General features: G+C 54.7%; 27 protein-coding genes and 1 riboswitch. Of the genes, 25 read left to right on the top strand and 2 right to left on the bottom strand.

From position 1 onward, the window contains the following. Nucleotides 1–241: 241 nt before the first annotated feature. Complete coding sequence (gene lysA / locus GT3570_RS10960) at nucleotides 242–1,561, top strand: diaminopimelate decarboxylase (RefSeq protein ID WP_062898755.1); 1,320 nt, start codon at nucleotides 242–244, stop codon at nucleotides 1,559–1,561. Nucleotides 1,562–1,632: 71 nt separating this feature from the next. Here the strand turns inward: lysA and GT3570_RS10955 are convergent, their stop codons facing one another. Beyond that, nucleotides 1,633–2,511: a DUF1002 domain-containing protein gene (locus GT3570_RS10955; RefSeq protein ID WP_011231781.1), complete on the bottom strand. Its 879-nt coding sequence runs from the start codon at nucleotides 2,509–2,511 to the stop codon at nucleotides 1,633–1,635. Between the two features lie 185 nt (nucleotides 2,512–2,696). Between GT3570_RS10955 and GT3570_RS10950 the strand changes: the two genes are divergently transcribed. The 7 genes from GT3570_RS10950 to GT3570_RS10925 all read left to right on the top strand — a co-directional run bounded on the left by GT3570_RS10950 (nucleotide 2,697) and on the right by GT3570_RS10925 (nucleotide 7,556). After that, nucleotides 2,697–3,137, top strand: coding sequence for a peptidylprolyl isomerase (locus GT3570_RS10950; RefSeq protein ID WP_062899108.1), 441 nt, complete (start codon nucleotides 2,697–2,699; stop codon nucleotides 3,135–3,137). Beyond that, nucleotides 3,124–3,252, top strand: coding sequence for a hypothetical protein (locus tag GT3570_RS19130; RefSeq protein ID WP_014196248.1), 129 nt, complete (start codon nucleotides 3,124–3,126; stop codon nucleotides 3,250–3,252). The genes GT3570_RS10950 and GT3570_RS19130 overlap by 14 nt, the downstream gene beginning before the upstream one ends. A 47-nt stretch (nucleotides 3,253–3,299) precedes the next feature. Further along, a riboswitch (FMN riboswitch) is annotated at nucleotides 3,300–3,432 on the top strand. A gap of 206 nt (nucleotides 3,433–3,638) precedes the next feature. Beyond that, a complete protein-coding gene (gene ribD, locus GT3570_RS10945; protein WP_014196247.1) occupies nucleotides 3,639–4,781 on the top strand; it encodes a bifunctional diaminohydroxyphosphoribosylaminopyrimidine deaminase/5-amino-6-(5-phosphoribosylamino)uracil reductase RibD in 1,143 nt (380 codons plus the stop codon). Then, nucleotides 4,736–5,380, top strand: coding sequence for a riboflavin synthase (ribE, locus tag GT3570_RS10940; RefSeq protein WP_011231778.1), 645 nt, complete (start codon nucleotides 4,736–4,738; stop codon nucleotides 5,378–5,380). The genes ribD and ribE overlap by 46 nt, the downstream gene beginning before the upstream one ends. A gap of 20 nt (nucleotides 5,381–5,400) precedes the next feature. Then, nucleotides 5,401–6,594, top strand: coding sequence for a bifunctional 3,4-dihydroxy-2-butanone-4-phosphate synthase/GTP cyclohydrolase II (locus tag GT3570_RS10935; RefSeq protein WP_014196246.1), 1,194 nt, complete (start codon nucleotides 5,401–5,403; stop codon nucleotides 6,592–6,594). Nucleotides 6,595–6,614: 20 nt separating this feature from the next. Beyond that, a complete protein-coding gene (gene ribH, locus GT3570_RS10930) occupies nucleotides 6,615–7,079 on the top strand; it encodes a 6,7-dimethyl-8-ribityllumazine synthase (protein WP_011231776.1) in 465 nt (154 codons plus the stop codon). A 120-nt stretch (nucleotides 7,080–7,199) separates the two neighbouring features. Further along, nucleotides 7,200–7,556, top strand: a complete 357-nt coding sequence (locus tag GT3570_RS10925; protein WP_011231775.1) for a GNAT family N-acetyltransferase — start codon at nucleotides 7,200–7,202, stop codon at nucleotides 7,554–7,556. Nucleotides 7,557–7,578: 22 nt separating this feature from the next. Here the strand turns inward: GT3570_RS10925 and GT3570_RS10920 are convergent, their stop codons facing one another. Next, a complete protein-coding gene (locus GT3570_RS10920; protein WP_011231774.1) occupies nucleotides 7,579–8,118 on the bottom strand; it encodes a DUF309 domain-containing protein in 540 nt (179 codons plus the stop codon). 194 nt (nucleotides 8,119–8,312) lie between these two features. On the opposite strand from GT3570_RS10920, the gene GT3570_RS10915 reads away from it, so the two are divergent. From GT3570_RS10915 to nagE, 17 genes are all read left to right on the top strand, one after another. After that, nucleotides 8,313–9,068, top strand: coding sequence for a segregation/condensation protein A (locus GT3570_RS10915; RefSeq protein WP_020278275.1), 756 nt, complete (start codon nucleotides 8,313–8,315; stop codon nucleotides 9,066–9,068). Between the two features lie 175 nt (nucleotides 9,069–9,243). Beyond that, nucleotides 9,244–9,897 (top strand): SMC-Scp complex subunit ScpB, encoded by a 654-nt coding sequence (gene scpB, locus GT3570_RS10910; protein ID WP_011231772.1) that lies wholly within the window; start codon nucleotides 9,244–9,246, stop codon nucleotides 9,895–9,897. Between the two features lie 18 nt (nucleotides 9,898–9,915). Continuing rightward, on the top strand, nucleotides 9,916–10,317 hold the full coding sequence (locus GT3570_RS10905) for a hypothetical protein (protein ID WP_011231771.1): 402 nt from the start codon (nucleotides 9,916–9,918) through the stop codon (nucleotides 10,315–10,317). 357 nt (nucleotides 10,318–10,674) lie between these two features. Beyond that, the gene (locus GT3570_RS10900; protein ID WP_033012345.1) at nucleotides 10,675–11,988 is read left to right on the top strand and encodes a superoxide dismutase; all 1,314 of its coding nucleotides are present in this window, start codon (nucleotides 10,675–10,677) and stop codon (nucleotides 11,986–11,988) included. A gap of 349 nt (nucleotides 11,989–12,337) precedes the next feature. Further along, nucleotides 12,338–13,486 (top strand): D-alanyl-D-alanine carboxypeptidase family protein, encoded by a 1,149-nt coding sequence (locus GT3570_RS10895; RefSeq protein WP_020278277.1) that lies wholly within the window; start codon nucleotides 12,338–12,340, stop codon nucleotides 13,484–13,486. Continuing rightward, nucleotides 13,479–14,075 (top strand): nucleoside recognition domain-containing protein, encoded by a 597-nt coding sequence (locus tag GT3570_RS10890; protein WP_011231767.1) that lies wholly within the window; start codon nucleotides 13,479–13,481, stop codon nucleotides 14,073–14,075. The genes GT3570_RS10895 and GT3570_RS10890 overlap by 8 nt, the downstream gene beginning before the upstream one ends. Then, complete coding sequence (locus GT3570_RS10885) at nucleotides 14,075–14,608, top strand: spore maturation protein (protein ID WP_062898754.1); 534 nt, start codon at nucleotides 14,075–14,077, stop codon at nucleotides 14,606–14,608. Before GT3570_RS10890 ends, GT3570_RS10885 begins: the two co-directional genes overlap by 1 nt. A gap of 132 nt (nucleotides 14,609–14,740) precedes the next feature. Next, a complete protein-coding gene (locus GT3570_RS10880; protein WP_011231765.1) occupies nucleotides 14,741–15,472 on the top strand; it encodes a pseudouridine synthase in 732 nt (243 codons plus the stop codon). A 142-nt stretch (nucleotides 15,473–15,614) separates the two neighbouring features. After that, entirely contained in the window at nucleotides 15,615–16,139 is a 525-nt protein-coding gene (gene resA / locus GT3570_RS10875) for a thiol-disulfide oxidoreductase ResA (RefSeq protein ID WP_011231764.1), read from the top strand. A 13-nt stretch (nucleotides 16,140–16,152) separates the two neighbouring features. Next, nucleotides 16,153–17,817 carry a cytochrome c biogenesis ResB family protein gene (locus GT3570_RS10870; RefSeq protein WP_014196240.1) on the top strand — a complete coding sequence of 555 codons (1,665 nt, stop codon included), beginning with the start codon at nucleotides 16,153–16,155 and terminating at the stop codon, nucleotides 17,815–17,817. Beyond that, nucleotides 17,804–18,991 carry a c-type cytochrome biogenesis protein CcsB gene (ccsB, locus tag GT3570_RS10865; protein WP_011231762.1) on the top strand — a complete coding sequence of 396 codons (1,188 nt, stop codon included), beginning with the start codon at nucleotides 17,804–17,806 and terminating at the stop codon, nucleotides 18,989–18,991. Before GT3570_RS10870 ends, ccsB begins: the two co-directional genes overlap by 14 nt. 75 nt (nucleotides 18,992–19,066) lie before the next feature. Then, the gene (locus tag GT3570_RS10860) at nucleotides 19,067–19,813 is read left to right on the top strand and encodes a response regulator transcription factor (RefSeq protein WP_014196239.1); all 747 of its coding nucleotides are present in this window, start codon (nucleotides 19,067–19,069) and stop codon (nucleotides 19,811–19,813) included. After that, nucleotides 19,813–21,606, top strand: coding sequence for an ATP-binding protein (locus GT3570_RS10855; RefSeq protein ID WP_062898753.1), 1,794 nt, complete (start codon nucleotides 19,813–19,815; stop codon nucleotides 21,604–21,606). Before GT3570_RS10860 ends, GT3570_RS10855 begins: the two co-directional genes overlap by 1 nt. 139 nt (nucleotides 21,607–21,745) lie before the next feature. Then, nucleotides 21,746–22,948 (top strand): N-acetylglucosamine-6-phosphate deacetylase, encoded by a 1,203-nt coding sequence (gene nagA / locus GT3570_RS10850; RefSeq protein WP_023633871.1) that lies wholly within the window; start codon nucleotides 21,746–21,748, stop codon nucleotides 22,946–22,948. Next, nucleotides 22,939–23,700, top strand: a complete 762-nt coding sequence (gene nagB, locus GT3570_RS10845) for a glucosamine-6-phosphate deaminase (RefSeq protein WP_082816479.1) — start codon at nucleotides 22,939–22,941, stop codon at nucleotides 23,698–23,700. The genes nagA and nagB overlap by 10 nt, the downstream gene beginning before the upstream one ends. Continuing rightward, a complete protein-coding gene (locus tag GT3570_RS10840) occupies nucleotides 23,697–24,428 on the top strand; it encodes a GntR family transcriptional regulator (RefSeq protein ID WP_011231757.1) in 732 nt (243 codons plus the stop codon). The genes nagB and GT3570_RS10840 overlap by 4 nt, the downstream gene beginning before the upstream one ends. Continuing rightward, nucleotides 24,428–25,792: an N-acetylglucosamine-specific PTS transporter subunit IIBC gene (gene nagE, locus GT3570_RS10835; RefSeq protein ID WP_021322078.1), complete on the top strand. Its 1,365-nt coding sequence runs from the start codon at nucleotides 24,428–24,430 to the stop codon at nucleotides 25,790–25,792. Before GT3570_RS10840 ends, nagE begins: the two co-directional genes overlap by 1 nt. Nucleotides 25,793–25,799: the final 7 nt, after the last annotated feature.

Here is a 25,799-nt window from a genome sequence, read left to right as displayed (position 1 = left end):
ACTTTTTTATAATTATGATAAGTTATATTTAATTGCTTGCACTGATGGTGCTTGCCTCAGTGCTTCGCACGTTTGCACGGACGGAATGGGCATGGCCCAGCGCGGGGTGTGCGGCCTTCCGTTTCAAGGCAGAGCCGATGGCGCTCTGCGGTTTTCCATTTTGTAAAGGCAGTTGCCGATTTTGCAAACTGTCTTTTTTGCTTTTGCCATGCGATTTCGATAGAGGAATGAGGGGTTTGCGATGTTTCTTCACGGGACAAGCCGCGTGAATGAACAAGGGCATTTGGAAATCGGCGGCGTCGATGTGGTCGAGTTGGCCAAAACGTATGGCACGCCGCTTTATATTTATGACGTTGCGTTGATCCGCGCTCGGGCGCGCGCGTTTAAAGAAGCGTTCCAGCGTCACGGCGTGCGGGCGCAAGTCGCGTATGCGAGCAAGGCGTTTTCCGCCGTCGCCATCGTGCAGCTGGCCGCTGAGGAGGGATTGTCGCTTGACGTCGTCTCAGGTGGTGAGCTGTATACGGCGCTTGCGGCCGGTTTTCCGCCTGAGCGCATCCATTTTCATGGCAACAACAAAAGCCGGGACGAATTGGCGATGGCGCTTGAACACGGCATCGGCTGCATCGTTGCCGACAACTTTTACGAACTCGAGCTGATCGAAGAGCTGGCGGCGTCATCCGGTCGGACGGTGCCGGTTTTGCTCCGCGTGACGCCGGGGGTCGAGGCGCATACGCACGATTACATTTTAACCGGGCAAGAAGATTCAAAGTTCGGCTTTGACTTAAACAACGGTCAGGCGGACGAGGCGTTTCGCCGTGTTATGGCATCGGCCGCGTTTCAGCTGCTCGGCATTCATTGCCATATCGGCTCGCAAATTTTTGAAACAGCTGGGTTTGTGCTCGCGGCGCAAAAAGTGTTTGCCAAGCTGGCGGAGTGGAACAAGGAGCACGGATTTGTCCCAGCGGTTGTCAATCTTGGCGGCGGCTTTGGCATCCGCTATACGGAGGAAGACGACCCGATTCCGGTGACAGCGTACGTCGACTGCATCGTGGAAGAGGTGAAAAGGCAGGCCGAAGCTTGCCGCTTGCCGTTGCCGGAAATTTGGATCGAGCCGGGGCGGTCGCTCGTGGGTGATGCGGGAACGACGATTTATACGATCGGTTCGCGCAAAGAGGTGCCCAACGTCCGCACCTATATTGCCGTTGACGGCGGCATGAGCGACAACATCCGCCCGGCGCTTTACGGAGCGAAATACGAAGCCGCGCTCGCCAACCGGGTGTTCGGCGAGCCGACGGAAGTCGTATCGATCGCCGGGAAGTGTTGCGAGTCAGGCGACATGCTCATTTGGGACATCGCCCTGCCGGAAGCGAAGCCGGGCGATTATTTGGCCGTTTTTTGCACCGGCGCTTACGGCTATTCCATGGCGAACAATTACAACCGTCTGCCGCGCCCAGCCGTTGTGTTCGTTGAAAACGGCGACGCCCAGCTCGTTGTGAAACGGGAGACATATGAAGATTTGATCCAATATGATTTGCCTTTGAAAACGAAAGTGAAAAAGTGAAGGCCGCCGGTTGGAAAGAGAACGGCCTTCACAAAGAAAAGGCGCCCGCTGCTTTTTTTGGGCGCCTTCTTTCATTGTTGATTTGAGGAAAATGCTGATTTGATCGCGTTCCAAATTTCTTTGAAGATGTCGATAAGGTTTTGAATGAACGTTTTCCCTTCTTCTGACTGCAAAAACGCCGATAGCTGTTCTTTCGCCTTGCTCAGCTGATCGTTCACTTGATCCCAATTAATATGGGCGTTTTGCATTTTATGGAAAAGGGAAATCAGGTTGTTGATTTCATTCTCGCTCAGCGTAATGCCAAGGTCGTTGGCGATTTTTTCAATAAGGGCGCGCAAATCAGCGTCCGTCTGCGGTGGGTTGTTGGCGATTTCTTGTTTGATTTTCGCCAGCAGGGCGACCGCTTTGTCCGCGCCGATCGAATCGGCGAGCTTCGCCGTCTGCACCATTTCCTCGTTCGCCACTTTTTTGACATCATCAGGGATGGCTTGGTCCGAGGAAATTTCATACGCCTTCATCAGCCCCGTCAGCGCTGCGGTGCCGGAAACCGGAAACGGGGCGGTGATGTAAATATCGGCATCTTTCACCCCTGCGGTGATCAAGGCGTTTGTATACATCTCTTTCGTCACCCATGTGATGTTGTGCGTTTCGACATGAAGCCCCGAGCCGGGCTCTTTTATCGTGATCATCGACGACGAGATGGCGCGCGTGCCGATTTGCGCTTTCGGAATGAGTCCGTCCAAATATTTATGCTCCTCAACGTTTGAGACGGTGATCGTTTGCGCCCCGTCCGGCGCCTTCATTTCGTCGAGCACTTTTTGCTTTTGTTCATTCGTTAAGTTTTCCCCGAGCGTCACAATGACATCGCCCGGCGCGGCATCGGCCGCTGCGATGCCCGGAGATGCCAAGAGCACCGCCCAAAGCAGCGATGAAGCGATCGTTCGTTTCACATAGCTCGCCTCCTGTTTACGAAAATGCATTATCATTATACCGCACGCTCGCCTGCTTGGCTATCGGCAAAAAAGCGACGCGGTCAGGCGGCGTGCGAATTTGAAAAGACATTTTTTCTTTTGTTTCACTTGGCAATCATGGTATGATAAAAGCAGTTTCGATGTCGAAAAGGAGCTGGATGCTTGTGGCGAAAAAAGGATATATTCTAATGGAAAACGGCGGGAAAATCGAGTTTGAACTGTTCCCAAACGAGGCGCCGGTGACGGTGGCCAATTTTGAGAAGCTCGCAAACGAAGGCTTTTATAACGGGTTGACGTTCCACCGCGTCATCCCTGGATTTGTCAGCCAAGGAGGATGTCCACGCGGCAACGGAACGGGCGATGCCGGCTATACGATCCCGTGCGAGACGGACAACAATCCACACCGACATGTCACCGGCGCGATGTCCATGGCGCACCGCGGCCGCGACACCGGCAGCTGCCAGTTCTTTATCGTCCACGAGCCGCAGCCGCACTTGGATGGGGTGCACACCGTCTTTGGCCAAGTGACATCGGGCATGAACGTCGTGAGGACGATGAAAAACGGCGACGTGATGAAGGAAGTGAAAGTATTTGACGAACCGTAAACAGCGCATGAGCGAGGATGATCGGACTGTTCGAAACAACTGGCGCTTGTTTTTCTTTTTGCTTGCGGCCAGCCTGTTGTGGGGAGCGGCGTATTGGATTTGGGTTGCGGAATGATGATGCAGGGCGTTTCGTGTGGTATAATGAACATAACGATATAGTGATGCATCCTTCGGGGCAGGGTGAAATTCCCGACCGGCGGTGATGGGGCTTTCCGCCCCTCAGCCCGCGAGCCGAAAGGCAGGATCCGGTGCGATTCCGGAGCCGACAGTATAGTCTGGATGGGAGAAGGATGCCAATATGCGCACGGCTGTTTTCGGCCGGTTCAGACCCATGGGCAGCGTCTGTCGGCCGACTAGGCATGGTAGTATCTTTTGTTTCCGACCGGCCGGTATAGCCTGCTTAGCGAACGTGTGTTTGTTTGCGCATCATTGGTCATTCTCTCATCAATGAGCCCCCGGGGACATCCCGGGGGTTTCGTTTTTATTGAAGGAGGGAGTGCGGTGCATAACGATGAACATTATATGCGGCTCGCTCTCGATGTGGCCAAAGCTGGGGTCGGGCAAACGTCTCCCAATCCTGCAGTTGGCGCGGTCGTTGTCAACGGTGGGACGGTCGTTGGGCTTGGCGCCCATTTGAAAGCGGGTGAGCCGCACGCTGAAGTCTATGCGATCCGCATGGCTGGCGAGAAGGCGCGCGGTGCGACGGTGTACGTGACGCTTGAGCCGTGCAGCCATTATGGAAAAACGCCGCCATGTGCCGATTTGCTCATCCAGGCGGGCGTCCGTCGCGTCGTCGTTGCCACGACCGACCCGAATCCGCTTGTCGCGGGAAAAGGGATTGCCAAGCTGCGCCAAGCGGGCATTGACGTTGATGTTGGCGTATTAAAAGACGAAGCGGACGAATTAAATCGGATGTTTTTCCACTATATCGCCGCAAAAACGCCGTTTGTCACGTTGAAGTTCGCATGCAGCCTCGATGGCAAAATCGCGACGGCGACGGGGGAAAGCAAATGGATTACATCAAGCGCGGCGCGTGAGGATGCCCATCGCCTTCGTGCGCAGCATGACGCCATTTTGGTCGGCGTCAACACCGTTTTGACCGACAACCCGAAGCTTACCGTCCGCTTTGGGGAAAAGCGGAAAAACCCGCTGCGCATCATTTTAGATACAAAATTGCGTACACCGCTTGACGCCCATGTCGTCGCTGACAAGGAAGCAGAAACGTGGATCATCACCGGCGGCGTCAGTCGGGAACAAGCAGCGGCGTATGAGCGCCTTGGGGTGCGTGTATTTTCAATGCCGACGGCCCAGATCGATGTCCGCGATGTGCTCCGTCTGCTTGGGGAGCAGGGAGTCATGTCGCTGTTTGTCGAAGGCGGCTCGCGCGTTCATGACAGCTTCCTCCGCGCGGGAGCAGTCAATGAGGTCATCGCCTATATCGCTCCGAAGCTGATCGGCGGCCGCGGGGCGCCGACGCCGGTCGGCGGCCTTGGCTTCGCCCGGCTTGCTGAAGCGGTGGAGCTTGACATCCGCCGCATCGAGACGATCGGCCCGGACATCAAAATCGTCGCCGCGCCGAAACGGAAGGAGGAATCGTTGTGTTCACTGGCATTATTGAAGAGATCGGCACGATCGAACAAATGAAGCAAACCGGCGATGCCATCGTGATGACGATTGGCGCCAAGCGGGTGCTCGAAGATGTGCGGCTTGGCGACAGCATCGCCGTCAACGGCGTCTGCTTGACCGTCACATCGTTCACCGAACGGCAGTTTACGGTCGATGTCATGCCGGAGACGGTGAAAGCGACGGCGCTAAAGACATTAAAGCCGGGGGCGAAGGTGAATTTGGAGCGGGCAATGGCGGCTGGAGGACGGTTTGGCGGCCATTTCGTCACCGGGCATGTGGACGGCGTCGGGCGCATCATCCGGCAGTGGCCGAAAGCGAACGCCGTCTACTATGAAATCGAAGTGCCGGCCTCGCTGCGCGCCTATATGATTGAGAAAGGATCGGTCGCAGTCGATGGGACGAGCTTGACGATTTTCGGTCTGAGCGAGCGCACGTTCATCGTTTCACTCATTCCGCATACGCGTGAGGCGACGATTTTAGGCGAAAAGCGGCCGGGCGATCTCGTCAATATCGAGTGCGACATGATCGGCAAGTACGTCGCCGCTTTCCTCACCGCGAAAGCGACGCCGACCTCCAAATTGACGGTCGAATTTTTGGAGCAGCACGGCTATAAATAGTGGAAAAGGGGGCAAGCTTGATGTTTGACACGATTGAAGCAGCGCTTTCGGCGCTGAAAAACGGAGAAGTGATCATCGTTTGCGATGACGAAGACCGCGAAAATGAAGGCGATTTTGTCGTGCTGGCCGAAAAAGCTACTCCGGATGTCATTAACTTTATGATCACTCATGGCCGTGGGCTCGTCTGCGTGCCGATTACGGAGGAATTGGCGGAGCGGCTCGAGCTTGAGCCGATGGTCACTCATAACACGGACGCGCATGGCACAGCGTTTACGGTGAGTGTCGACTACAAAACGACAACGACGGGAATCAGCGCCTACGAGCGGGCGGCGACGATTCAGGCGCTGCTTGATCCGAATGTGAAAGCGAGCGATTTTAAACGTCCTGGCCACGTTTTTCCGTTGATTGCGAAAAAGGGAGGCGTCTTGCGGCGCGCCGGCCATACAGAAGCGGCGGTTGATTTGGCCCGTTTGTGCGGCGCGAAGCCGGCCGGCGTCATTTGCGAAATCATTAAAGAGGACGGGACGATGGCTCGCGTTCCTGATTTGCGGCAAATCGCCGACCAGTTCGGATTGAAAATGATCACGATCAAAGATTTGATCGCCTATCGGAGCCAGCGGGAAAAGCTCGTGAAACGGGAGGTGGACGTTTGGCTGCCGACCGAATTCGGTGAATTTCGCGCCATCGGCTACACAAACGTGCTCGACGGAAAAGAGCATGTGGCGCTTGTCAAAGGAGAGATCATCCCGGATGAGCCGATCTTGGTGCGCGTCCATTCCGAATGCTTAACTGGCGATGTGTTTGGCTCGTACCGGTGCGACTGCGGTCCGCAGCTGCATGCGGCGCTCAGGCAAATCGAGGCGGAAGGGCGCGGGGTGTTGCTTTACATGCGCCAAGAAGGGCGCGGCATCGGCCTTATGAACAAGTTGCGCGCTTACAAGCTGCAGGAGCAAGGTTATGACACCGTCGAGGCGAACGAAAAGCTCGGCTTCCCCGCCGATTTGCGCGATTATGGCATCGGGGCGCAAATTTTGAAAGATCTTGGCGTGACGAAAATGCGCCTGCTCACGAACAACCCGCGCAAAATCGCCGGCTTAAAAGGGCATGGACTCGAAGTCGTTGAACGGGTGCCCATTCAGATGCCAGCGAAAAAGGAAAATGAAAAATATTTGCGCACGAAACATGAAAAATTAGGACATATGCTTCATTTTTAATGATGGGAGGAGCAACGAACATGCGCATCATTGAAGGAAACTTAGTCGGCACCGGATTGAAAATCGGCATCGTCGTCTCTCGTTTTAACGAATTCATCACGGGCAAGCTTTTATCTGGGGCGATCGACGGCTTGACGCGCCATGGCGTGAGCGACAGCGACATCACTGTCGCCTGGGTGCCGGGTGCGTTTGAAATCCCGCTTGTGGCGAAAAAAATGGCGGAATCGAAGCAGTTTGACGCTGTCATTACGCTTGGCGCCGTCATCCGTGGGGCAACGAGCCATTTTGACTACGTCTGCAGCGAGGCGGCCAAAGGCGTCTCCCACGCGGCGCTTGCAAGCGGTGTTCCGGTCATTTTCGGCGTGTTGACGACGGACACCATTGAACAGGCGATCGAGCGGGCCGGCACGAAAGCGGGCAATAAAGGATGGGAAGCGGCGGTGTCGGCGATCGAAATGGCGAACGTCTTGCGGACGCTTGCGTAATTTGCGTAAAAAGGCATGAAATGGTTCACAATATCGGTGAGAATGTTTATAATACGTATAGAGAAAATGACAAAAACTTTTCCATTTCGGAAAAGCGTTTGTCGATAATGAGGGATTTTTATGTTAATCCGTTACCGAAAAAACTATGAGAAAATCGCCATGGGACTGTTGTCGTTTATGCCGACGGAAAAAGACCTGAAACGGCTGCAGCAGACGATGAAACAGTATGAAACAAACAACGATTGGCAGCTGTTTTTATGGAAAGAAGGGGATGACATCGTCGGCATTATCGGCGTCCTGTTGCGCGCTCCTGATGTTGTGGAAATCCAGCACATCAGCGTCAATCCGTCACACCGCCACCAAGGGATCGGAAAACAGATGGTCAAGGCATTGAAAGAGGTGTACCCGGGCTGCCGATTGTGCGCCAACGAGTGGACCGCCTCGTTTTTCGATAAATGCCATGCGTGCAACGAATAACGAAACTAGCGCGGCTCCGCGCTCAGGCGGGCGGCGGAGGGGGAGGGAAGCCAACTCCTTCCGCTTTGGCCCGTTTTTTTTGTTCGCGTGCGGCGACGACGTCCGAGCGGTCGCGGCGCCGGTGTTTATCCACAAGATCAAGGTTGGCTAGGTCGCTGGCTTGCCCCCAAACGAGCTGCCGGTGGGCGCAGGCGGCCTGGCATTGCTCATAAAGGGAACGGTCGCGAATCGGCAGTTCGACGCTTTCGTACGGTTCGCCGCGAGTGATCCGCCCAGCCGTCTCGTCGAGCAAGCGGGCGAGCGCCTCGTCATCGAGGCCGAGCCGCCGGATCATCTCTTGCGCTTCGTCAAGCAGCGCCCGCGCCCGTCGAATGAGGCGCAGCGCTCCCGAGACGTTGCCGCGCCGGTAATGGTAAAAAGCGACCGCCGTTTGAATGAGCACAAGCCAACCTTTGTTTCGACCGTCTTGTTTCCAATGTTCCTCCAAAATTTCGTGGCATTCAAAATAATCGCGGTCGCTATGGAAATGGACCAAATACTCGATATACGCTTTTGGATACATCGGCCATCGTTCCTTTCAAAAGTGGGCCGCGCCATGTGAAGGCGGACGGCTCTTCTTCGATTATACGACTTCGGCAGCCTGCGGCGCAAAAAAGAGACTGTTTTCCGTTCGCTTCGCCGCTTCGTTATGATACAATAAATGTACTGCAGCTGGAGACGAGCCTACCGGGCGGTGGTTCTGGAAAAAATGGTGGGATGGATGTGCAATTGCCGTACAACGTCAAAATCGAAGCGTTTGAAGGGCCGCTTGATCTGCTTTTGCATTTGATCAACCGCTATGAAATCGATATTTACGATATTCCGGTCGCGCAAATTACGGAGCAGTATATGGCGTACATTCACGCCATGCAGGAGCTTGAGTTGGATATCGCCAGCGAATATTTAGTGATGGCGGCCACCTTGCTTGCGATCAAAAGCAAAATGCTGTTGCCGCCCTCCAATGAGGAAGCTGTCGACGGCGACATCGAGTGGGGCGATGACGGAGACCCGCGCGAGGAGCTGGCGCAGCGGCTGCTTGAATATAAAAAGTTTAAAGAGGCGGCGCGCGAACTGAAGCGGCGCGAAGAGGAGCGGGCGCTTTTGTTTACAAAGCCGCCGAGCGACTTAAGCGCATACGCGGATGAGAAAAAGGCGGCGCCGCTGGATGTGAACGTATACGATATGCTTGGCGCCTTGTCGAAGCTGTTGCGCCGAAAAAAACTGCAAAAACCGATGCGGGCGAAAATCTCCCGCCAAGATATTTCCGTCGAACAGCGCATGGCGGAAATTTTGCATGAACTAAAGCAGGCGAACGGGCGGAAAAACTTTTACGAGCTGTTTCCGTCCTACGATCGTTCGTATATCGTCGTGACGTTTTTGGCCATTTTAGAGTTGATGAAGCAAGATGAAATCATCGTTGAGCAAGAACGGAATTTCAGCGATTTGTTTCTGGCGGTGAAACCAGCCGGTTGAGGCGGTGCGGTTTGGCCGCGGCGGTTTGCTGCGGCGGGCCGCTTTTCTTTTGTTGTTTGCCCATGCCATGATAAGGCGGAGAGCTGACTCACATTGGGGTGAGAAGACTTGGGAAACGACGAAAACAGGAGGAAAGGAGGAGGGGCGCCAACGAGTTTGGCGTGGCAGAAGGGCGATGGAACAAAACGAAAGAGAAAAAAAGGGCGCCGGTGCGCCAAATTCGGCAAAGGCGATCGTGGAAGCGTTGTTGTTTGCTGCCGGTGACGAAGGGCTGTCGCTTTCACAAATTGCTGCTGTATTGGAAGTCAGCGAGCTAGAGGCGAAAGCGGTGATCGAGGAGCTTCAACAAGACTGCCGACGGGAAGAGCGCGGCATCCAGCTTGTCGAACTTGGCGGCGTGTTTTTGTTGGCGACAAAAAAAGAACACGCCCCCTATTTAAAGAAGTTGGTCGAAGCGCCGGGAGCATCGCCGCTGTCGCAGGCGGCGCTTGAGACGCTCGCCATTATCGCATACCGCCAGCCGATTACGCGCGCGGAGATTGAGGAAATTCGCGGCGTAAAAAGCGACAAGCCATTGCAGACGCTGATGGCACGGGCGCTCATTAAAGAGGTTGGACGAGCCGAAGGAACCGGGCGGCCGATTTTGTACGGGACAACCCCGGAATTTCTCGATTATTTCGGGCTAAAAACGCTCGAGGAGCTGCCGCCGCTGCCGGAATGGGCGGACGATGGCGAATCCGAGCGGGAAGCGGATTTATTTTTCGAAAAATTAGCAGAAAATTTGAGCGATGGGCAGCCGGAATATGGTAAACTAAAGAAAAATGGCTGATCGGGAAGGAGAGCGCTCATGAACGTTTGCCGCCTGTACGGTGAAGAGCTGCAAAAGTCGCAATCGAACACGTTTGAAGACTATTTCAACCGCTCGGAAGTCACGTACCGCGACGGGGGCGAAGAGCGGACGCTGTCTGTGTTGTATTTGCGCCATTTTGAGGCGGCGCTGCTTGATTGGCTGCCGTATGAAAGCGATCCACTGTTTACGGCTAACGGGCGCGACATTCATTTGCGCGACATCATTGCTCTTGTCTGTTTATGGAAAAATCCGGCGTATCGGAAGCGAAAGCGCGTCTACATTCATGATGAAGAGGAATTGCGCCGTTATTTTGCTGAGGTAGACGCCAAAACGCTGCAGGCGCTTGTCAGCGAATGGGCGGAAACCGGTGAGTGCCGCTTGCCTGAACGGTCGGCGTAACGAGAAAATGCGGTTGGCGCCGCGTTTTCTGTGCGTCCGGACAAGGAAACCGTTTGGTGCAGCCGGCGGTTTGCCAAAGCAGCCTGCCTTTTTCAGAAAAAAGGGGGGGCTGACCCAAAACGCGAATATGTTTTGGGTCAGCCCGATTTTTTTGAGCGGTTTATCTATGGCTCATTTGCAGACCCGCTGCAGGGAAGCATCACGGCGATTCTGTTCTTCCTTGCTGTCTTTTCCTATGATGACTGCCCTCGCTCCTCTATGTATGAGCGGCCGGGAATTTGGGTGAATGCGGACAAGAACGATTTCCCCATGACAGCATACGATATGGCGAACAAAACAGGAGGAGGTTTTTACCAAATGGACGATCAGGTGTTGTTCGCCCAATATGCGGCTAGGGTGAACGAATGGGGAAATCAAGTCAAGGAGACGCTCGCTTTGCGTGGGGCAAGCACGGATGGCGCTTCGTCGCTGCTCGAGTTTATTGCCGAGCATGACGGCGAGTGGACGGAAGAGGCCGTCCGCGAGCTTCAGCGCCTTGCCGATGACGTGTATGTCGGTGCGCTTCGCCAGTATGTCATGGAAGCGGCTGCGTGGGGAAGACAAGTTGAACAGGCGCTGTCTGCACGCAGGATGGCTGAGGATGTTGGGCTTTCGTCTTTGTTGGCGTACATCGATGGACACGGCGATGAATGGACCGAAGAAGCGATTTACGAGCTCCAGCGTCTTGTCGATGACGTATACACTCGGGCCGTCCGCCTGGCTGATTCGTCAGCTGCCGATCGGGAAGAAGAGGCGACGCAAGAACAAGTCGAAGGGGAATCGGTGTCGCCTGAACTGGAGAGTGAAAACAAAGAGAACGAAGACGGATGGCTTGACACCAGCGGGACGGCAGAGCGGGTTGAGGACGCAAAAGAGCCGGCTTTTATGGCGGAGCTCTCCGACTCGCCGACTGATGCAGCTGACGGCGAGCCGGATCAAGTGGACAACGTGACCGATGGAAAGCGACGCTGGGTGGATGCGGACGACGGCGGTGAGCCGCGTCAACAAGTAGCGCCCGGCCGTCATGTCTTGCCGCCGCTGCCGTACCGTTATGATGCGCTCGAGCCGCATATTTCCGAAGAAATCATGCGCCTTCACCATACGAAGCATCATCAAAGCTATGTCGACGGTCTTAATCAGGCGGAGCGGATGATGGCCGAGGCGCGCCGGACGAACAATTTTGATCTGTTGAAACATTGGGAGCGGGAAGCGGCGTTCCACGGCTCCGGGCATTATTTGCATACAATCTTTTGGTACAACATGCATCCAGAGGGCGGCGGCGAGCCGCGCGGGGAGCTGCGGGCGCAAATCGAGCGCGATTTTGGCAGTTTTACCGCCTTTCGCCGTCATTTCACCGAAGCGGCGAAAAGCGCCGAAGGGGTCGGCTGGGCGCTGCTCGTTTGGGCGCCGCGAGCGCACCGTCTGGAAATTTTGCAGGCGGAAAAACACCAGCTCATGGCGCAATGGGATGTGATCCCGCTTCTCGTGCTTGATGTGTGGGAGCATGCCTACTATTTGCAATACAAAAATGATCGGGCGGCGTACATCGAACATTGGTGGAACGTCGTCAACTGGCGCAACGTTGAAGAACGCTTTCATGAGGCGCAGAAGCTTCGTTGGCAGCCGTTTTAAACGGGCGGGGGGGAACCCCCTGCCCGTTTTTTTGGGAGAGCAGGCGCTGCGATCCATCAGGACACCTGTCCGCCGTTTCAAGGAGCGGCTTTCTCTTTGCAGGGAAAATGTCATCAACGCGCCCAGCGCAAGCGCCGGAGCGGATCGTTCAGGCTGTCTCCCCTTGCAACAGCATTTTTTCATCATATTTGTCCCATCGAGGCATACACTTGTACAAAACGCGGCTTTGGGGTTCAGCCTGTTTCCGCCGCGACGTTTCTTCGGCTGCGGCCCGTTCAGCCTAATCGGAAAGGAGGAACAGGCGATTCCTCCCCGCTCCTTAAAGGAGGGGGATCCTCGCCGATATGAGATGAATAAGCAGAAGCGGCTCATTGCGCTCATTCTTGCACTCGCTGCGGGGATTATGGCATTTGTTCCAGAGCGGATGCGCGCTATGGATGGGGTGAGCGCAAAAAGCGCGATTTTGATAGAGCAGCATTCCGGGCGGGTTTTGTTTGCCAAGGATGCCTATACAAAACGGCGCATCGCCAGCATTACGAAAATTATGACCGCCATTTTGGCGATTGAATCGGGGAAGATGGACGACACGGTGACGGTCAGCGCCCGCGCTGTCCGGACCGAAGGGTCGTCAATTTACTTGCGCCAAGGGGAGAAAATCAAACTGCGCGATTTGGTATATGGGCTGATGCTTCGTTCCGGCAACGACGCGGCGGTGGCCATCGCTGAACATGTCGGCGGCAGCGTCGAAGGATTTGTTTTTTTAATGAACCAAAAAGCGGCTGAAATCGGGATGCGTGATACCGAGTTTGCCAATCCGCACGGGTTGGATGACGCGGAAAACCACTACTCAACCGCGTACGATATGGCGCTGCTCATGCAATATGCGATGAAAAACAAAGAGTTTCGGCGCATCTCGGGGACGAAGGTGTACCGCGCCCCCGCTCCGCCCGGCGAAGACGGCGCGCGTGTGTGGCGAAATAAAAACAAGTTGTTGACAAGTCTTTACGAATATTGCACCGGCGGCAAAACCGGCTATACGAAACGGGCCCATCGCACGCTCGTGACGACGGCATCCAAAGGCGGCATCGATTTGATCGCCGTGACGTTGGATGCACCGGACGATTGGAATGACCATATCGCTATGTACGAATATGGATTTTCTCATTATCACATCGCCAAAGTGAGCAGCGAGCGGGTGGTCGACAAAATTTCTGATCCGTTTTACCGCGGGCGGCTGCAGGCGGTCCGCGATTTGCGATATCCGGTGACCGATAAAGAGGAGAGCGGGCTGCGGGTGAAAGTGTATTTGCTGAAGCCGCGCAAGGAATGGGAAAAATACCCAGAACGGGCGCCGACAGAGGTCGGAAAGGCGGTGCTTTATTTGCATCAAAAGGCGGTTGATTCGGTGCCGCTGCTGTATGAACCGGGAAAGGAAGGAAGCGGCCGAGGGTTTTTATGGCAAGTATTTCGCTTTTTAGGTGTGAGAAGAGATGGTTAACCTCATTTGGGTGATGATGGCGGTCATTGGCATCGTCTTTGCGGCGGCCAACGGCACGATGGACGAAGTGAACAAAGCGGTGTTTGAAAGCGCCAAAGAAGCGGTGACGATCAGCATCGGCATGGTCAGCATTTTAGTGTTTTGGCTCGGGCTGATGGCGATCGCTGAACGCGCCGGCTTGCTTGACAAAGCGGCGCGCCTGTTTATGCCGCTCGTACGCCGCTTGTTTCCAGAGGTGCCGCCCGGCCATCCTGCGCTCGGCTATATCGTCTCGAATATGGTCGCCAACATGTTCGGCCTTGGCAATGCGGCGACGCCGATGGGCATAAAGGCGATGGAGCAGCTAAAAAAGCTCAACGGCGGCCGCGACGAGGCTAGCCGGTCGATGGTGACGTTTTTGGCCATGAACACATCAGGCATTACGCTCATTCCGGCGACCGTCATCTCGATCCGCATGACGTACGGTTCAGCGGCGCCGAGCGAGATCATTGGGACGACGATCGTCGCTTCGACGATTTCGACGATTGGGGCGGTATTGATTGACCGGTACTATTATTGGAAACGGATGCGGAAAGGCAGGAAGCCATAATGGCCATCGTCCAACTTCTTTCTGTTTGGCTGATCCCTGCGCTCATTGCTTTTATTTTGCTTTACGGTACAGTAAAGAAAGTGCCGACGTACGAAGCGTTTGTGGAAGGCGGCAAGGAAGGGATCGAGATCGCGTTTTCGCTCATCCCGTATTTGGTCGGCATGTTGGTGTCGGTCGCCATTTTCCGAGCCTCAGGGGCGCTTGATGCCATGATGGAAGTGATCAAACCGCTGGCTGATGCCATTGGACTGCCGGCCGAAGTCGTTCCGCTTGCGGCTCTCCGCACGCTTTCCGGCACGGCGGCGCTCGGCATGACGACCGATTTGATCGCTACTTACGGCCCGGATTCGTTCATCGGGCGCCTTGCTTCTACGATCCAAGGCAGTACGGAGACGACGCTTTACGTGCTCACCGTCTATTTTGGCGCCGTCGGCGTCAAAAAAATGGGCGATGCGTTAAAAGTCGGCATTTTGGCCGACATTCTCAGCTTTATTGTTTCTGTTTTCATCGTTTTGTTTGTATTCGGGCGCTAGCGGCGCCTTTTTTCGTTCCCGCCGTCCGGCGGGTTTTTTGTTTGCAAAGGGGACGGGAAAGGTGAAAAATAAAAGTGCCGCACTTGTATCTGTTAGACGGAAAGGGTAAGATGATGAAAGAGGTGAGAGAGAATGGAACGGTTGCAAAAAGTGATCGCCCGCGCCGGCATCGCGTCAAGGCGCAAGGCGGAAGAACTCATTTTGCAAGGGCGGGTGAAAGTGAACGGCCGCGTCGTCAAGGAGCTTGGCGTCAAGGTCGGGCCGCGCGATGATGTCGAAGTCGACGGCATCCCGATCGAGCGCGAAGAGCCGGTGTATTATTTGCTGTACAAGCCGCGCGGGGTGATTTCCAGCGTCAAAGATGACAGAGGCCGCAAAGTGGTGACCGATTTTTTCAAAGATCTGGACAAACGCATTTATCCGATCGGGCGGCTTGACTACGATACGTCTGGACTGCTTTTGTTGACGAATGACGGCGACTTTGCCAACCTGCTTATGCACCCGCGGTATGAAATTGAAAAAGTGTACATTGCCAAAGTGAAAGGCATTCCAACGCACGAGCAGCTGAAACGGCTCGAACAAGGAGTGCAGTTGGAAGATGGCATGACGGCGCCAGCCAAAGTGAAGCTGCTCTCCGCCGACCGGAAGAAGGGGACAGCCATTGTGGAAATCCGTATCCACGAAGGACGAAACCGGCAAGTGCGCCGCATGTTTGAGGCGATCGGCTGCGAGGTGCTGAAGCTGAAGCGGGAGCGGTACGCGTTTCTCGATTTGAAAGGGCTGCGCCCCGGCGAATACCGCGAGCTGACGCCGCATGAGGTGAAGTTGCTGCGCGTCCTTGCCCAATCCGGGGGAAGAAAATGACGAAGATTGTCACATAACGTTCATATCCTTGCGCATAAACGAGCGAGGGACTTTGCTATAATGGAAAATGGGAGATTGTGAACCGCTTGCCTCCCCTCTACCGTTGGCTGTGGGGGAGGAGAAACGTAAAGGGGTTTGAACGATGAAAAAACAACAGCGCTTAGTGATGAGGACAGCGATTTTGCTCGTGTTGCTCGCGGCGATCGGCTATACGATTTACACGAATTTTTTCACGGAGAAAACGGCTGTCGCTGTTGGTTCGACGGCGCCTGATTTTGTGCTGACCGATTTGAAAGGGCATGAACATCGTCTTTCAGACTATCGCGGCAAAGGCGTTTTTTTGAACTTTTGGGGAACGTGGTGCAAGCCGTGCGAGCGGGAGATGCCGTATATGAACGAGCTGTACCCGATTTACAAAAAACAAGGGGTTGAAATTTTGGCTGTCAATGTCGGTGAACCGAAGTTGAGCGTTGAAAAGTTCGCGGAACGGTTCGGCCTGACATTTCCGATTGTGATCGACCGTCAAGATCAAGTATTGAACGCCTATAACGTCGGGCCGCTGCCGACAACGTTTTTGATTGACAAAAACGGCGAAGTAAAACAAATCATTACCGGAACGATGACGAAAGAAGACATCGAACGGCATCTAGAAAGCATCAAACCGTAAGGAGTTTTGCGCCATGGAACACGTCAAATGCGAATGCGGCCATGTCAATCCGCACGGCACGGCGTTTTGTGAGTCGTGCGGCAAGCCGCTTGCCGATTTGGGAGAAAAACTGATTTTGGACATGCGCTACGAAGGAAGCGCGCGCCGATCGCAAACGTACAAAAAAACGATGATCGACCAAATTTGGGCGTTTTTCTCGTCGGTCAAAGTCGGGGTGGCGCTCATCGTCATCACGCTCATCGCTTCGGCGATCGGCACGATTTTCCCTCAGCAAATGTATATTCCGCCGAACGTCGATCCGGCGGAGTATTATAAGCAGCAGTACGGCTGGGCAGGGAAGCTGTATTATGAGCTCGGCTTTAACAACTTGTACGGCTCATGGTGGTACATTTTGCTCATCGCCTTAATCGGCGTTTCGCTTGTCATTTGCAGCTTGGACCGGGTCGTTCCGCTTTACCGCGCCTTGAAGCGGCAAGGGGTGAAGCGCCATCCGCGCTTTTTAGAGCGGCAGCGGTTGTTTGGCGTCTCGCATGTGAGCGATCTCGACAAGACGATGGCTGTGTTGAAAGAACGGCTGGCTGCGCGGCGCTACCATGTCCGCGAGGAAGACGGGCATTTGCTCGCTGAAAAAGGGCGGTTTTCCCGCTGGGGGCCGTACGTCAATCATATCGGCCTCATCATTTTCTTGATCGGGGCGATGCTTCGTTCCGTTCCCGGCATGTACATCGATCGGGTGATGTGGATTCCGGAAGGGGAGACGAAAGAAATTCCTGGGACGAACGGCCGCTACTTTTTAAAGAGTGAAAAATTTATTTTTGAAACATATGAGAAAGGCAAAGACAACGAAGTGTTCAACGCTGCCATCGACCGCGTCGGCAACGGGATGATCGCCAAAAACTATCAAACAAACGTCGTGTTGTATAAGCGTGTCGGTCCTGTGATCCCCGGCGCCAAGCCGAAGCTTGAAAAAGTGAAGGAGTATCCGATTCGCGTCAACGAGCCGCTGGAGTTCGACCATTATGCGCTCTACCAAGTCGATTTCCGCTTGAATGAGCCGAAAGCGATGTCATTTCAGTTGGCGGACAAGCAGTCGGGGGAAACGTTCGGCACGGTGACGGTCGACTTGTATGATCCGAAAGAGTCGTACAATCTCGGACATGGGTATCGCGTTGAGCTATTAAGCTATTTTCCTGATTTTGAGTTTGATGAAGACGGCAATCCGTCAACGAAGTCGCGCGTGCCGAACAATCCGGCGTTCGTGTTCAAAATGTACGCGCCGGACCGTCCGAAAGGGGAAGTAAGCTTTGTCGCCATCCAGCAGACGATCGAACCGTTTGGCAACAACAAATACAAAATGGCGTTCGCGGGGCTTCAAACCCGCAATGTCTCCGGTTTGACCGTCCGCCGCGACTTTACGCTTTGGATTTTAGGGGTAGGCGGCGCGATTTTCATGATCGGGCTCATCCAAGGGATGTATTGGAACCACCGCCGCATTTGGGTGCAGCGGGTAAACGGTGAGCTATGGATTGCCGCGCACACGAATAAAAACTGGTTCGGCTTGAAAAACGAGCTGCGCCGTTTGCTTGACGGCACCGGCGTCATGATGCCGGCTGATCAGCTCGAAAACGACAAAAAAGCCGGACAAGGGGGACAAGTCCATGGACATGGTACAGCTTAGCAGCACGTTGCTATATATCGCGTTCGTTCTATATTTAATCGGCACGTTCTTTTTTGGCGGAGCCATTCGCGACAAGCGAAAAGAACGGCAAGAGAAGGATCGTTGGTCGCAGCTTGGCATCTCCGTGACGATCATCGGCTTTCTCGCCCAAGTCGGCTATTTTGTGACGCGCTGGATCGCCGCCGGGCACGCGCCCGTGAGCAACTTGTTCGAGTTTACGACCTTTTTCGGCATGATGCTGGTTGCTGCTTTCATTATTATTTATTTCATTTACCGGCTGAGTGTGCTCGGCTTGTTTGCGCTGCCGGTCGCGTTGCTTGTGATTGCTTACGCAAGCATGTTTCCGCGGGAAATTTCGCCGCTCATTCCCGCCTTGCAAAGCGATTGGCTGCACATCCATGTGACGACGGCGGCGGCTGGTGAAGCGATTTTGGCCATCAGCTTTGTCGCTGGGCTCATCTATTTGATTCGCGTCGTCGATCAATCGAAGCCGTCGAAACGGACGTTTTGGCTCGAAGTGGTCATGTTTTGCTTAATTACCACGCTCGGCTTTGTCATCGTTTCGACAGCGTTCGGTCTTTCTGGGTATGAAGCGAAGTTCACGTGGGTGGACAAAAACAAGCAGACGGTTGAGGTCATCTACGATATGCCGGCGCTCGTTGGGCCGCACAAAGGGGAGCTTATGAAAGAAAGCGCCGGCCGCATGGAGCCGCTTGTTGAGATGCCGGCGATCATCAATGCAAGAAAGCTCAATACGGTCATCTGGTCGCTCATAGCCGGAACGGCGCTGTACATCATGCTTCGGCTTCTCTTGCGCAAGCGCGTTGCCGCCGCGCTCAAGCCGCTCGTGAAGAACGTTAACTTGGATTTGACCGATGAGATCAGCTATCGGGCGGTGGCGATCGGCTTTCCGGTGTTTACGCTCGGGGCGCTCATTTTCGCGATGATTTGGGCGCAAATCGCCTGGACGCGTTTTTGGGGCTGGGACCCGAAAGAAGTATGGGCGCTTATCACTTGGCTGTTTTACGCTGCCTTTTTGCACCTTCGTTTGTCAAAAGGCTGGCATGGTGAAAAGTCGGCATGGCTCGCCGTCATCGGCTTTGCCATTATTATGTTTAACTTAGTGGCGGTCAACCTCGTCATTGCGGGATTGCACTCGTACGCCGGAACATAATGGAAAACAACCGGATGCTCTGTTGGCGAGCATCCGGTTTTTCGGTAAACTAGAAAATAGGGAGTGTTTCCATTGATGATGGGAGGGTGCAAAGCATTGGAAAAACAAGAAAAAACCGTCCGTATTTTAGTGGTTGACGATGAAGAGCGCATCCGGCGGCTCTTGAAAATGTATTTGGAGCGGGAAAACTATGTGATCGATGAGGCCGGTGACGGCAATGAAGCGTTGGAGAAGGCGTTGACGAATGATTATGATGTCATTTTGCTCGATCTGATGCTGCCGGGCAAAGATGGAATTGAGGTGTGCAAAGAAATCCGCGCGCAAAAAACGACGCCGATTATGATGTTGACGGCAAAAGGCGAAGAATCCAACCGCGTGCAAGGGTTTGAAGTCGGCACGGATGATTACATTGTCAAGCCGTTCAGTCCGCGCGAAGTCGTGCTGCGCGTAAAAGCGCTGTTGCGCCGCGCGGCGAACGCCGCCTACGCGCCGGTGGAGACGACGGCGAAAGACGTGCTTGTGTTTCCGCATTTGACGATTGACAACGATGCCCACCGGGTGACGGTCGACGGCAAGGAAGTCAGCTTAACGCCGAAAGAATATGAGCTGCTTCTCTTTCTGGCCCGCTCGCCCGACAAAGTGTTCGACCGCGAACAGCTGCTCAAAGAAGTATGGCATTACGAGTTTTTCGGCGACTTGCGCACGGTCGACACCCACATTAAACGGTTGCGCGAAAAGTTGAATAAAGCGTCGCCGCAGGCGGGAAAAATGATCGTCACCGTCTGGGGCGTCGGCTACAAGTTTGAGGCAGTGAGCGACTAATGTGGCTGTTTCGCAGCGTCGTCGGCAAGCTATGGTTTACGATTTTGTTGCTCGTTTCGTGCGTGCTGTTTATTTTAAGCATTTTGCTTATTAAATTTTTGGAAGATTATTATGTGCAGGAAGCGGAAAACGACTTGACCCGCCTGGCGACAAAAGTGGCCGAGGTGATGCACGATTACCGCGACGAGCAGCTTGCCCGCTCGATCGCTTGGACGCTTGTGGACAATCGAACGAAAGCCGTCATCGTCGCCGATGAGTCGCACTATTGGTATTCGCCTGGCGATGCTGGGTTGGACAATATGCCGCTGTCGTCGATTCGCCAAGATCGGGACTTGCGGCGTGTGCTGACAGATGGGAAAACGGTGAAAAAGCGTTTGTATATGCCGGAGCGGCATCCAAAAGAAAAGCTGCCCCGTGATATGATCATTGTCGGCGTGCCGATGTCGATGCCGGATGGCAGCCGAGGAGCTGTGTTTATCTATCAGTCGCTCGAGGCGATCGCCGACGCGACGGAGCGGACGAAAGAGTTAATTTTTCTCGCCGCGTTTATCGCCATTGTCATGACGACGTTTTTTGCCTTTTTCTTGTCGACGCGCATCACCGCTCCGCTCCGGAAAATGCGGCAAGCCGCGTTCGAAATGGCGCGGGGCCATTTCGATATGAAAGTGCCGATTTTAACGAACGATGAGATCGGTGGGCTGGCGATGGCGTTCAACCAAATGGGACGGCGTCTGCAGTTTAACATCAACGCCTTAAACCAGGAAAAAGAACAGCTCGCCAGCATTTTAAGCAGCATGGCCGACGGCGTCTTGACGTTTAACCGCGACGGGGAAATTTTGATTACGAACCCGCCGGCTGAGCGGTTTTTGCAGGCGTGGTATTTTGAGCAAGGGAACGACGCGGAAGCGATGGCGCCGTTGCCGCCGCAAGTGAAAGAGCTGTTTGCCCGCGTCGTTCGCGAGGAGAAGGAGCAATCGACCGAAGTGACGCTGCAGGGGCGGACGTGGGTTATTTTAATGACGCCGCTGTACGGCAAAACGATGGTGCGCGGCGCGGTGGCTGTTTTGCGCGACATGACCGAAGAGCGGCGGCTTGACAAGCTGCGCAAAGACTTTATCGCCAACGTTTCGCACGAATTGCGCACGCCGATTGCCATGCTCCAAGGCTACAGCGAGGCGATCATCGACGATATCGCGGCGAGCGAAAAAGAGAAGAAAGAGATGGCGAAAGTCATTTATGACGAGTCGCTGCGCATGGGCCGCCTTGTTAACGATCTGCTTGACTTGGCGCGCATGGAAGCTGGCCATATCGAGCTAGAGTACGAACAAGTCAAGCTTGTTCCTTACATCGAGCGGGTGATCCGCAAGTTTTACGGGCTGGCGAAAGAAAAGCAGATTGAGCTGACAGCCGAGTTTCGCGATCGGGACATCGAAATCGCTCTCGATCCGGATCGGATCGAACAGGTGCTGACGAACTTAATTGACAACGCCATCCGCCATACGGAATCGGGCGGCACAGTTCGCCTCATCATCGAACCAAGCGGCGACGGCGTGACGATCCATGTCCAAGACTCTGGTTCCGGCATTCCCGAAGAGGATTTGCCGTTTGTGTTTGAACGGTTTTACAAAGCCGATAAAGCGCGCACGCGCGGCCGTTCCGGCACCGGGTTAGGCCTTGCCATCGCCAAAAACATCGTCGAAGCGCATAAAGGGCTCATTACCGTTCACAGCAAACTGAACGAAGGAACGACGTTTTCGTTTTATTTGCCGGCCCGCGGACCGAAAGGAGCGTAGCGCCGTTTGGAAGAGTGGGGAAGCCACGGCTTCCCTGCTTCTTTCATACTGAAGCGAGCTGGTTGACGGATTTGTTTTAGTGGTATAGACAACTAGAATATATAATGTTATAATGAGAGACAGAAAGTGGGGAATCGCGATGAAGCGGTGGATATTGAAAAATGCCGAGGTGTATGCAGAAACAGGAAACATTGAACAAGGGTATGTGCTGATCGAAGGGGAAAAAGTGGCCGCGATCGGGCCGATGTCGTCATGCCCAACTGATGCAGGGGCGGAAGTGATCGAGCTTTCCTCACGGTTTTTCATCGTGCCGGGATTCATCGACGTCCATATTCATGGGGCGGCTGGGGCGGATGTCATGGATGCGACCCCGGAGGCGCTTTACAAGATGGCCAACGCTTTGCCGGCGGAAGGGACGACGAGCTTTTTGGCGACGACGATGACAGCGCCAAGCGAACAAATCGAAGCCGCGCTTCGCAACGTCGCTCGCTATATGGCGGAGGCGAACAGGCCGGGAGCGGCCGAAGTGCTCGGTGTTCATCTGGAAGGACCGTTTTTGTCGCCGAAGCGCGCCGGAGCGCAGCACCCGCGCCATCTCGCCGATCCGGACATCTCACTGTTCCAGCACTGGCAAAAGGCGGCGGGCGGCCATATCCGCCTTGTCACGCTTGCCCCAGAGCGGAACGGGGGGCTGGAACTTGCCGCCTACTTGAAACAGACGGGTGTGATCGCTTCGATCGGCCATTCCGATGCCGTTTACGACGAAGTAAAAGCGGCGGTCCATGCAGGGGTGACGCATGCGACCCACCTGTTCAATGGGATGCGCGGCATCCATCACCGTGAACCGGGTGTCGCCGGTGCTGTGCTTATGTTTGAAGAAGTGATGTGCGAGCTGATCGCCGACGGGTTGCACGTTGCGCCGCCGATGGTCCGCTTCGCTTACCGGAATAAAGGAAGCGATGGGCTCATATTAATCACCGATGCCATGCGGGCGAAATGTCTAGGTGATGGGCGGTATGAACTTGGCGGCCAAGAGGTGACTGTTCGGGGCCAAGAGGCGCGGCTTGCCGACGGCACGCTGGCGGGAAGCGTGCTCAAGCTTGGCGAGGCCATCCGCCGTGTGCTCGATTATACTGGCTGCACGCTTGAAGAGGTGATCCGCATGGCGAGCTGGAATCCGGCGAAACAGCTTGGCTTGCTTGATCGGAAAGGCAGCTTGCGGCCCGGCAAAGACGCCGATGTCGTCGTTTTGAATGAACGATATGAAGTCATGATGACGTTTTGCCGCGGCGCCCTTGCCTATCGCAAGCCGGATGAAAGGAGTGGAGAGCGATGGCCATGAAGCTTTTGAAAGTTGCTGACTACGCAGAGATGAGCCGTCAGGCGGCGGACATCATCATCAAACAAGTCAAGGAAAAGCCGAACGCCGTTCTCGGCTTGGCGACCGGCTCGACCGTGCTCGGTGTGTACCGCGAATTGGCCGCCGATCATCGGCAGCATGGGACATCGTATCGGCTCGTGCGCACGGTCAATTTGGATGAATACGTAGGCCTTGGCCCGGATCATCCGAACAGCTATCGCTATTATATGAATCAGCATTTGTTTGCCCAATTGGACATCCCGCTTCATCAGACGCATGTGCCGGATGGCTTGGCCGCTGATCTTGACGAAGAATGCCGCCGTTACGAGCGGCTCATCGATGAATTGGGCGGCATCGATTTGCAGCTCTTGGGCATCGGCCGCAACGGCCATATCGGCTTTAACGAGCCAGGAACGCCATTTTCGACAGCCACCCACGTCGTCGAGCTGACCGAGCTGACACGGGAAGCGAACGCCCGCTTTTTTCCATCGCTTGATAACGTGCCGCGCTATGCCATTACGATGGGAATTGCGACCATTTTGCGCAGCCGCCGCATCGTGCTGTTGGCGTCAGGGGAGGAAAAAGCGGACGCCATGGCCCGGCTTCTCGAAGGCGTTGTCACACCGGACTTGCCGGCTTCAGCGCTTCACCTTCATCCGGACGTGACGATCATCGCCGACTGCGAGGCGCTCTCGCTCATCCCAAAGGAAAAGCGGCGGGTGGATGCGCCGTGATCGATAAACAGTCGCCGATTCCGATTTACTATCAGCTCGAGCAATATATGAAAGAAAAGATCGAAAAAGGGGAGTGGCAGCCGGGCGAAATGATCCCGTCTGAGCGCGAGTTGGCGGAAATGTATGACATCAGCCGGATGACCGTTCGGCAGGCGGTCAACAATTTAGTGAACGATGGCTATCTCATCCGCCGGCGCGGGAAAGGAACATTTGTCGCCGCCCAAAAAATCGAGCAGCCGCTGAAAGGGCTGACGAGCTTTTCCGAAGATATGCGGGCGCGCGGCATGGAGCCCGGCACGATCGTCCTCAGCTTTGAGATGGTTCCAGCTTCCGAGAAACTCGCTGAAGGGCTTGGCGTCACGGAAGGCGATGACCTTTACGAAGTCCGCCGCCTTCGGTTGGCCGACGGCTTGCCGATGGCGTTGGAGACGCTGTACATTCCGGTCAATCTCGTCCCCGGACTGACGCGTGATGTTGTAAGCGGTTCCGTCTATGAATTTATCGAAAAAGAAAAAGGGATGATCATCGGCTCCGCTGTTCAAACATTGGAAGCATCTGTCGCCCGCAAGGTGGAGGCGGAGCATCTGAAGATGAAAGAAGGGGCTCCGGTGCTATTGCTTGAGCGCCGCACGCACCTTGTCGACGGTCGGCCGCTTGAAGTCGTCAAATCGGTGTACCGCGGCGACCGGTACAAATTTATGATTGAGATGAAAAGGGGAGGATCATGATGTTAGGCTTTTTACAGCGGCTTGGAAAAGCATTAATGCTGCCGATTGCCGTTTTGCCGGCGGCAGGATTGTTGCTTCGGCTCGGTCAGCCTGATTTATTGAATATTCCGTTTATCGCAGCCGCAGGCGATGCAGTGTTTTCCAATTTAGCGCTCATTTTCGCCATCGGCGTGGCCATCGGTTTTTCGAAAGACGGCAACGGCGCGGCGGCGCTTGCTGGGGCGATCGGCTACTTTGTCTTGACAAAAGGGGCCGCCGCGATTGATAAAGACATCAATATGTCCGTATTAGGCGGCATCATCTCCGGAGTGATCGCCGGGCTTTTATACAACCGTTACCATGATATCAAGTTGCCCGACTGGCTAGGCTTCTTCGGCGGACGGCGGTTTGTGCCGATCGTGACATCGCTTGTCATGCTCGTGCTTGCCTTGATTTTTGGCTATGTATGGCCGCCGATTCAAGATGGCATCAACGCGGTCGGCCATTGGATCGTTGGTGCCGGGGCGGTTGGCGTCGGCATTTTCGGGTTCCTCAACCGGTTGCTCATTCCAGTCGGATTGCACCATGTGTTAAACAGCTTCGTCTGGTTTGTGTTTGGCGAGTATAACGGAAAAACGGGCGATTTAAGCCGCTTTTTCGCCGGCGACCCGGATGCGGGCATTTTTATGGCCGGCTTCTTCCCGATCATGATGTTTGGCCTGCCCGCGGCAGCGCTGGCGATGATCGCGGCGGCGAAAAAAGAGCGTCGCAAAGCGGTCGCCGGCGCGCTCCTTGGCGTGGCGTTGACGTCGTTTTTAACCGGGATTACGGAGCCAATTGAGTTTCTATTCATGTTTTTATCGCCATTGCTCTACGTTGTCCATGCCGTGTTGACCGGCTTGTCGCTCGCAGTGGCGACAATGCTTGACATCCACCACGGGTTTACGTTCTCGGCCGGGGCGATTGACTTTTTCTTAAACTACGGCATTGCGAAAAAACCGTATTTGTTGATTGTTCAAGGTCTTGTATATGCTGTCGTCTATTTCGTCGTCTTCTATTTCCTCATTACGAAGCTCGATTTGAAAACGCCGGGGCGTGAAGATGAGGTAGAGGGAGAGTTTGCCGACAGCGGTGCGGCGCAGTTGGGCGTCAAATACGAGGACCTTGCTGCAAAATATATCGAGGCGTTAGGAGGAAAAGATAATCTCGCGCAAATTGACAATTGTGTCACACGCTTGCGCCTAAAAGTGAAAGACATGTCAAAAGTCAACGAAGCAGAATTGAAACGTTTGGGAGCGAAAGGCGTGCTTCGCCTCAACCAAACGGATTTGCAAGTGGTCGTTGGCACGGATGTCGAATTTCTGGCCAACGCTATGAGAAAATAAGGAACAA

The sequence above is a fragment of the Geobacillus thermoleovorans genome, assembly GCF_001610955.1.
Classification (GTDB): Bacteria; Bacillota; Bacilli; order Bacillales; family Anoxybacillaceae; genus Geobacillus; species Geobacillus thermoleovorans.
Note: the sequence above shows the minus strand (reverse complement) of the source record. Positions and strands in the feature narration are given on the sequence as shown.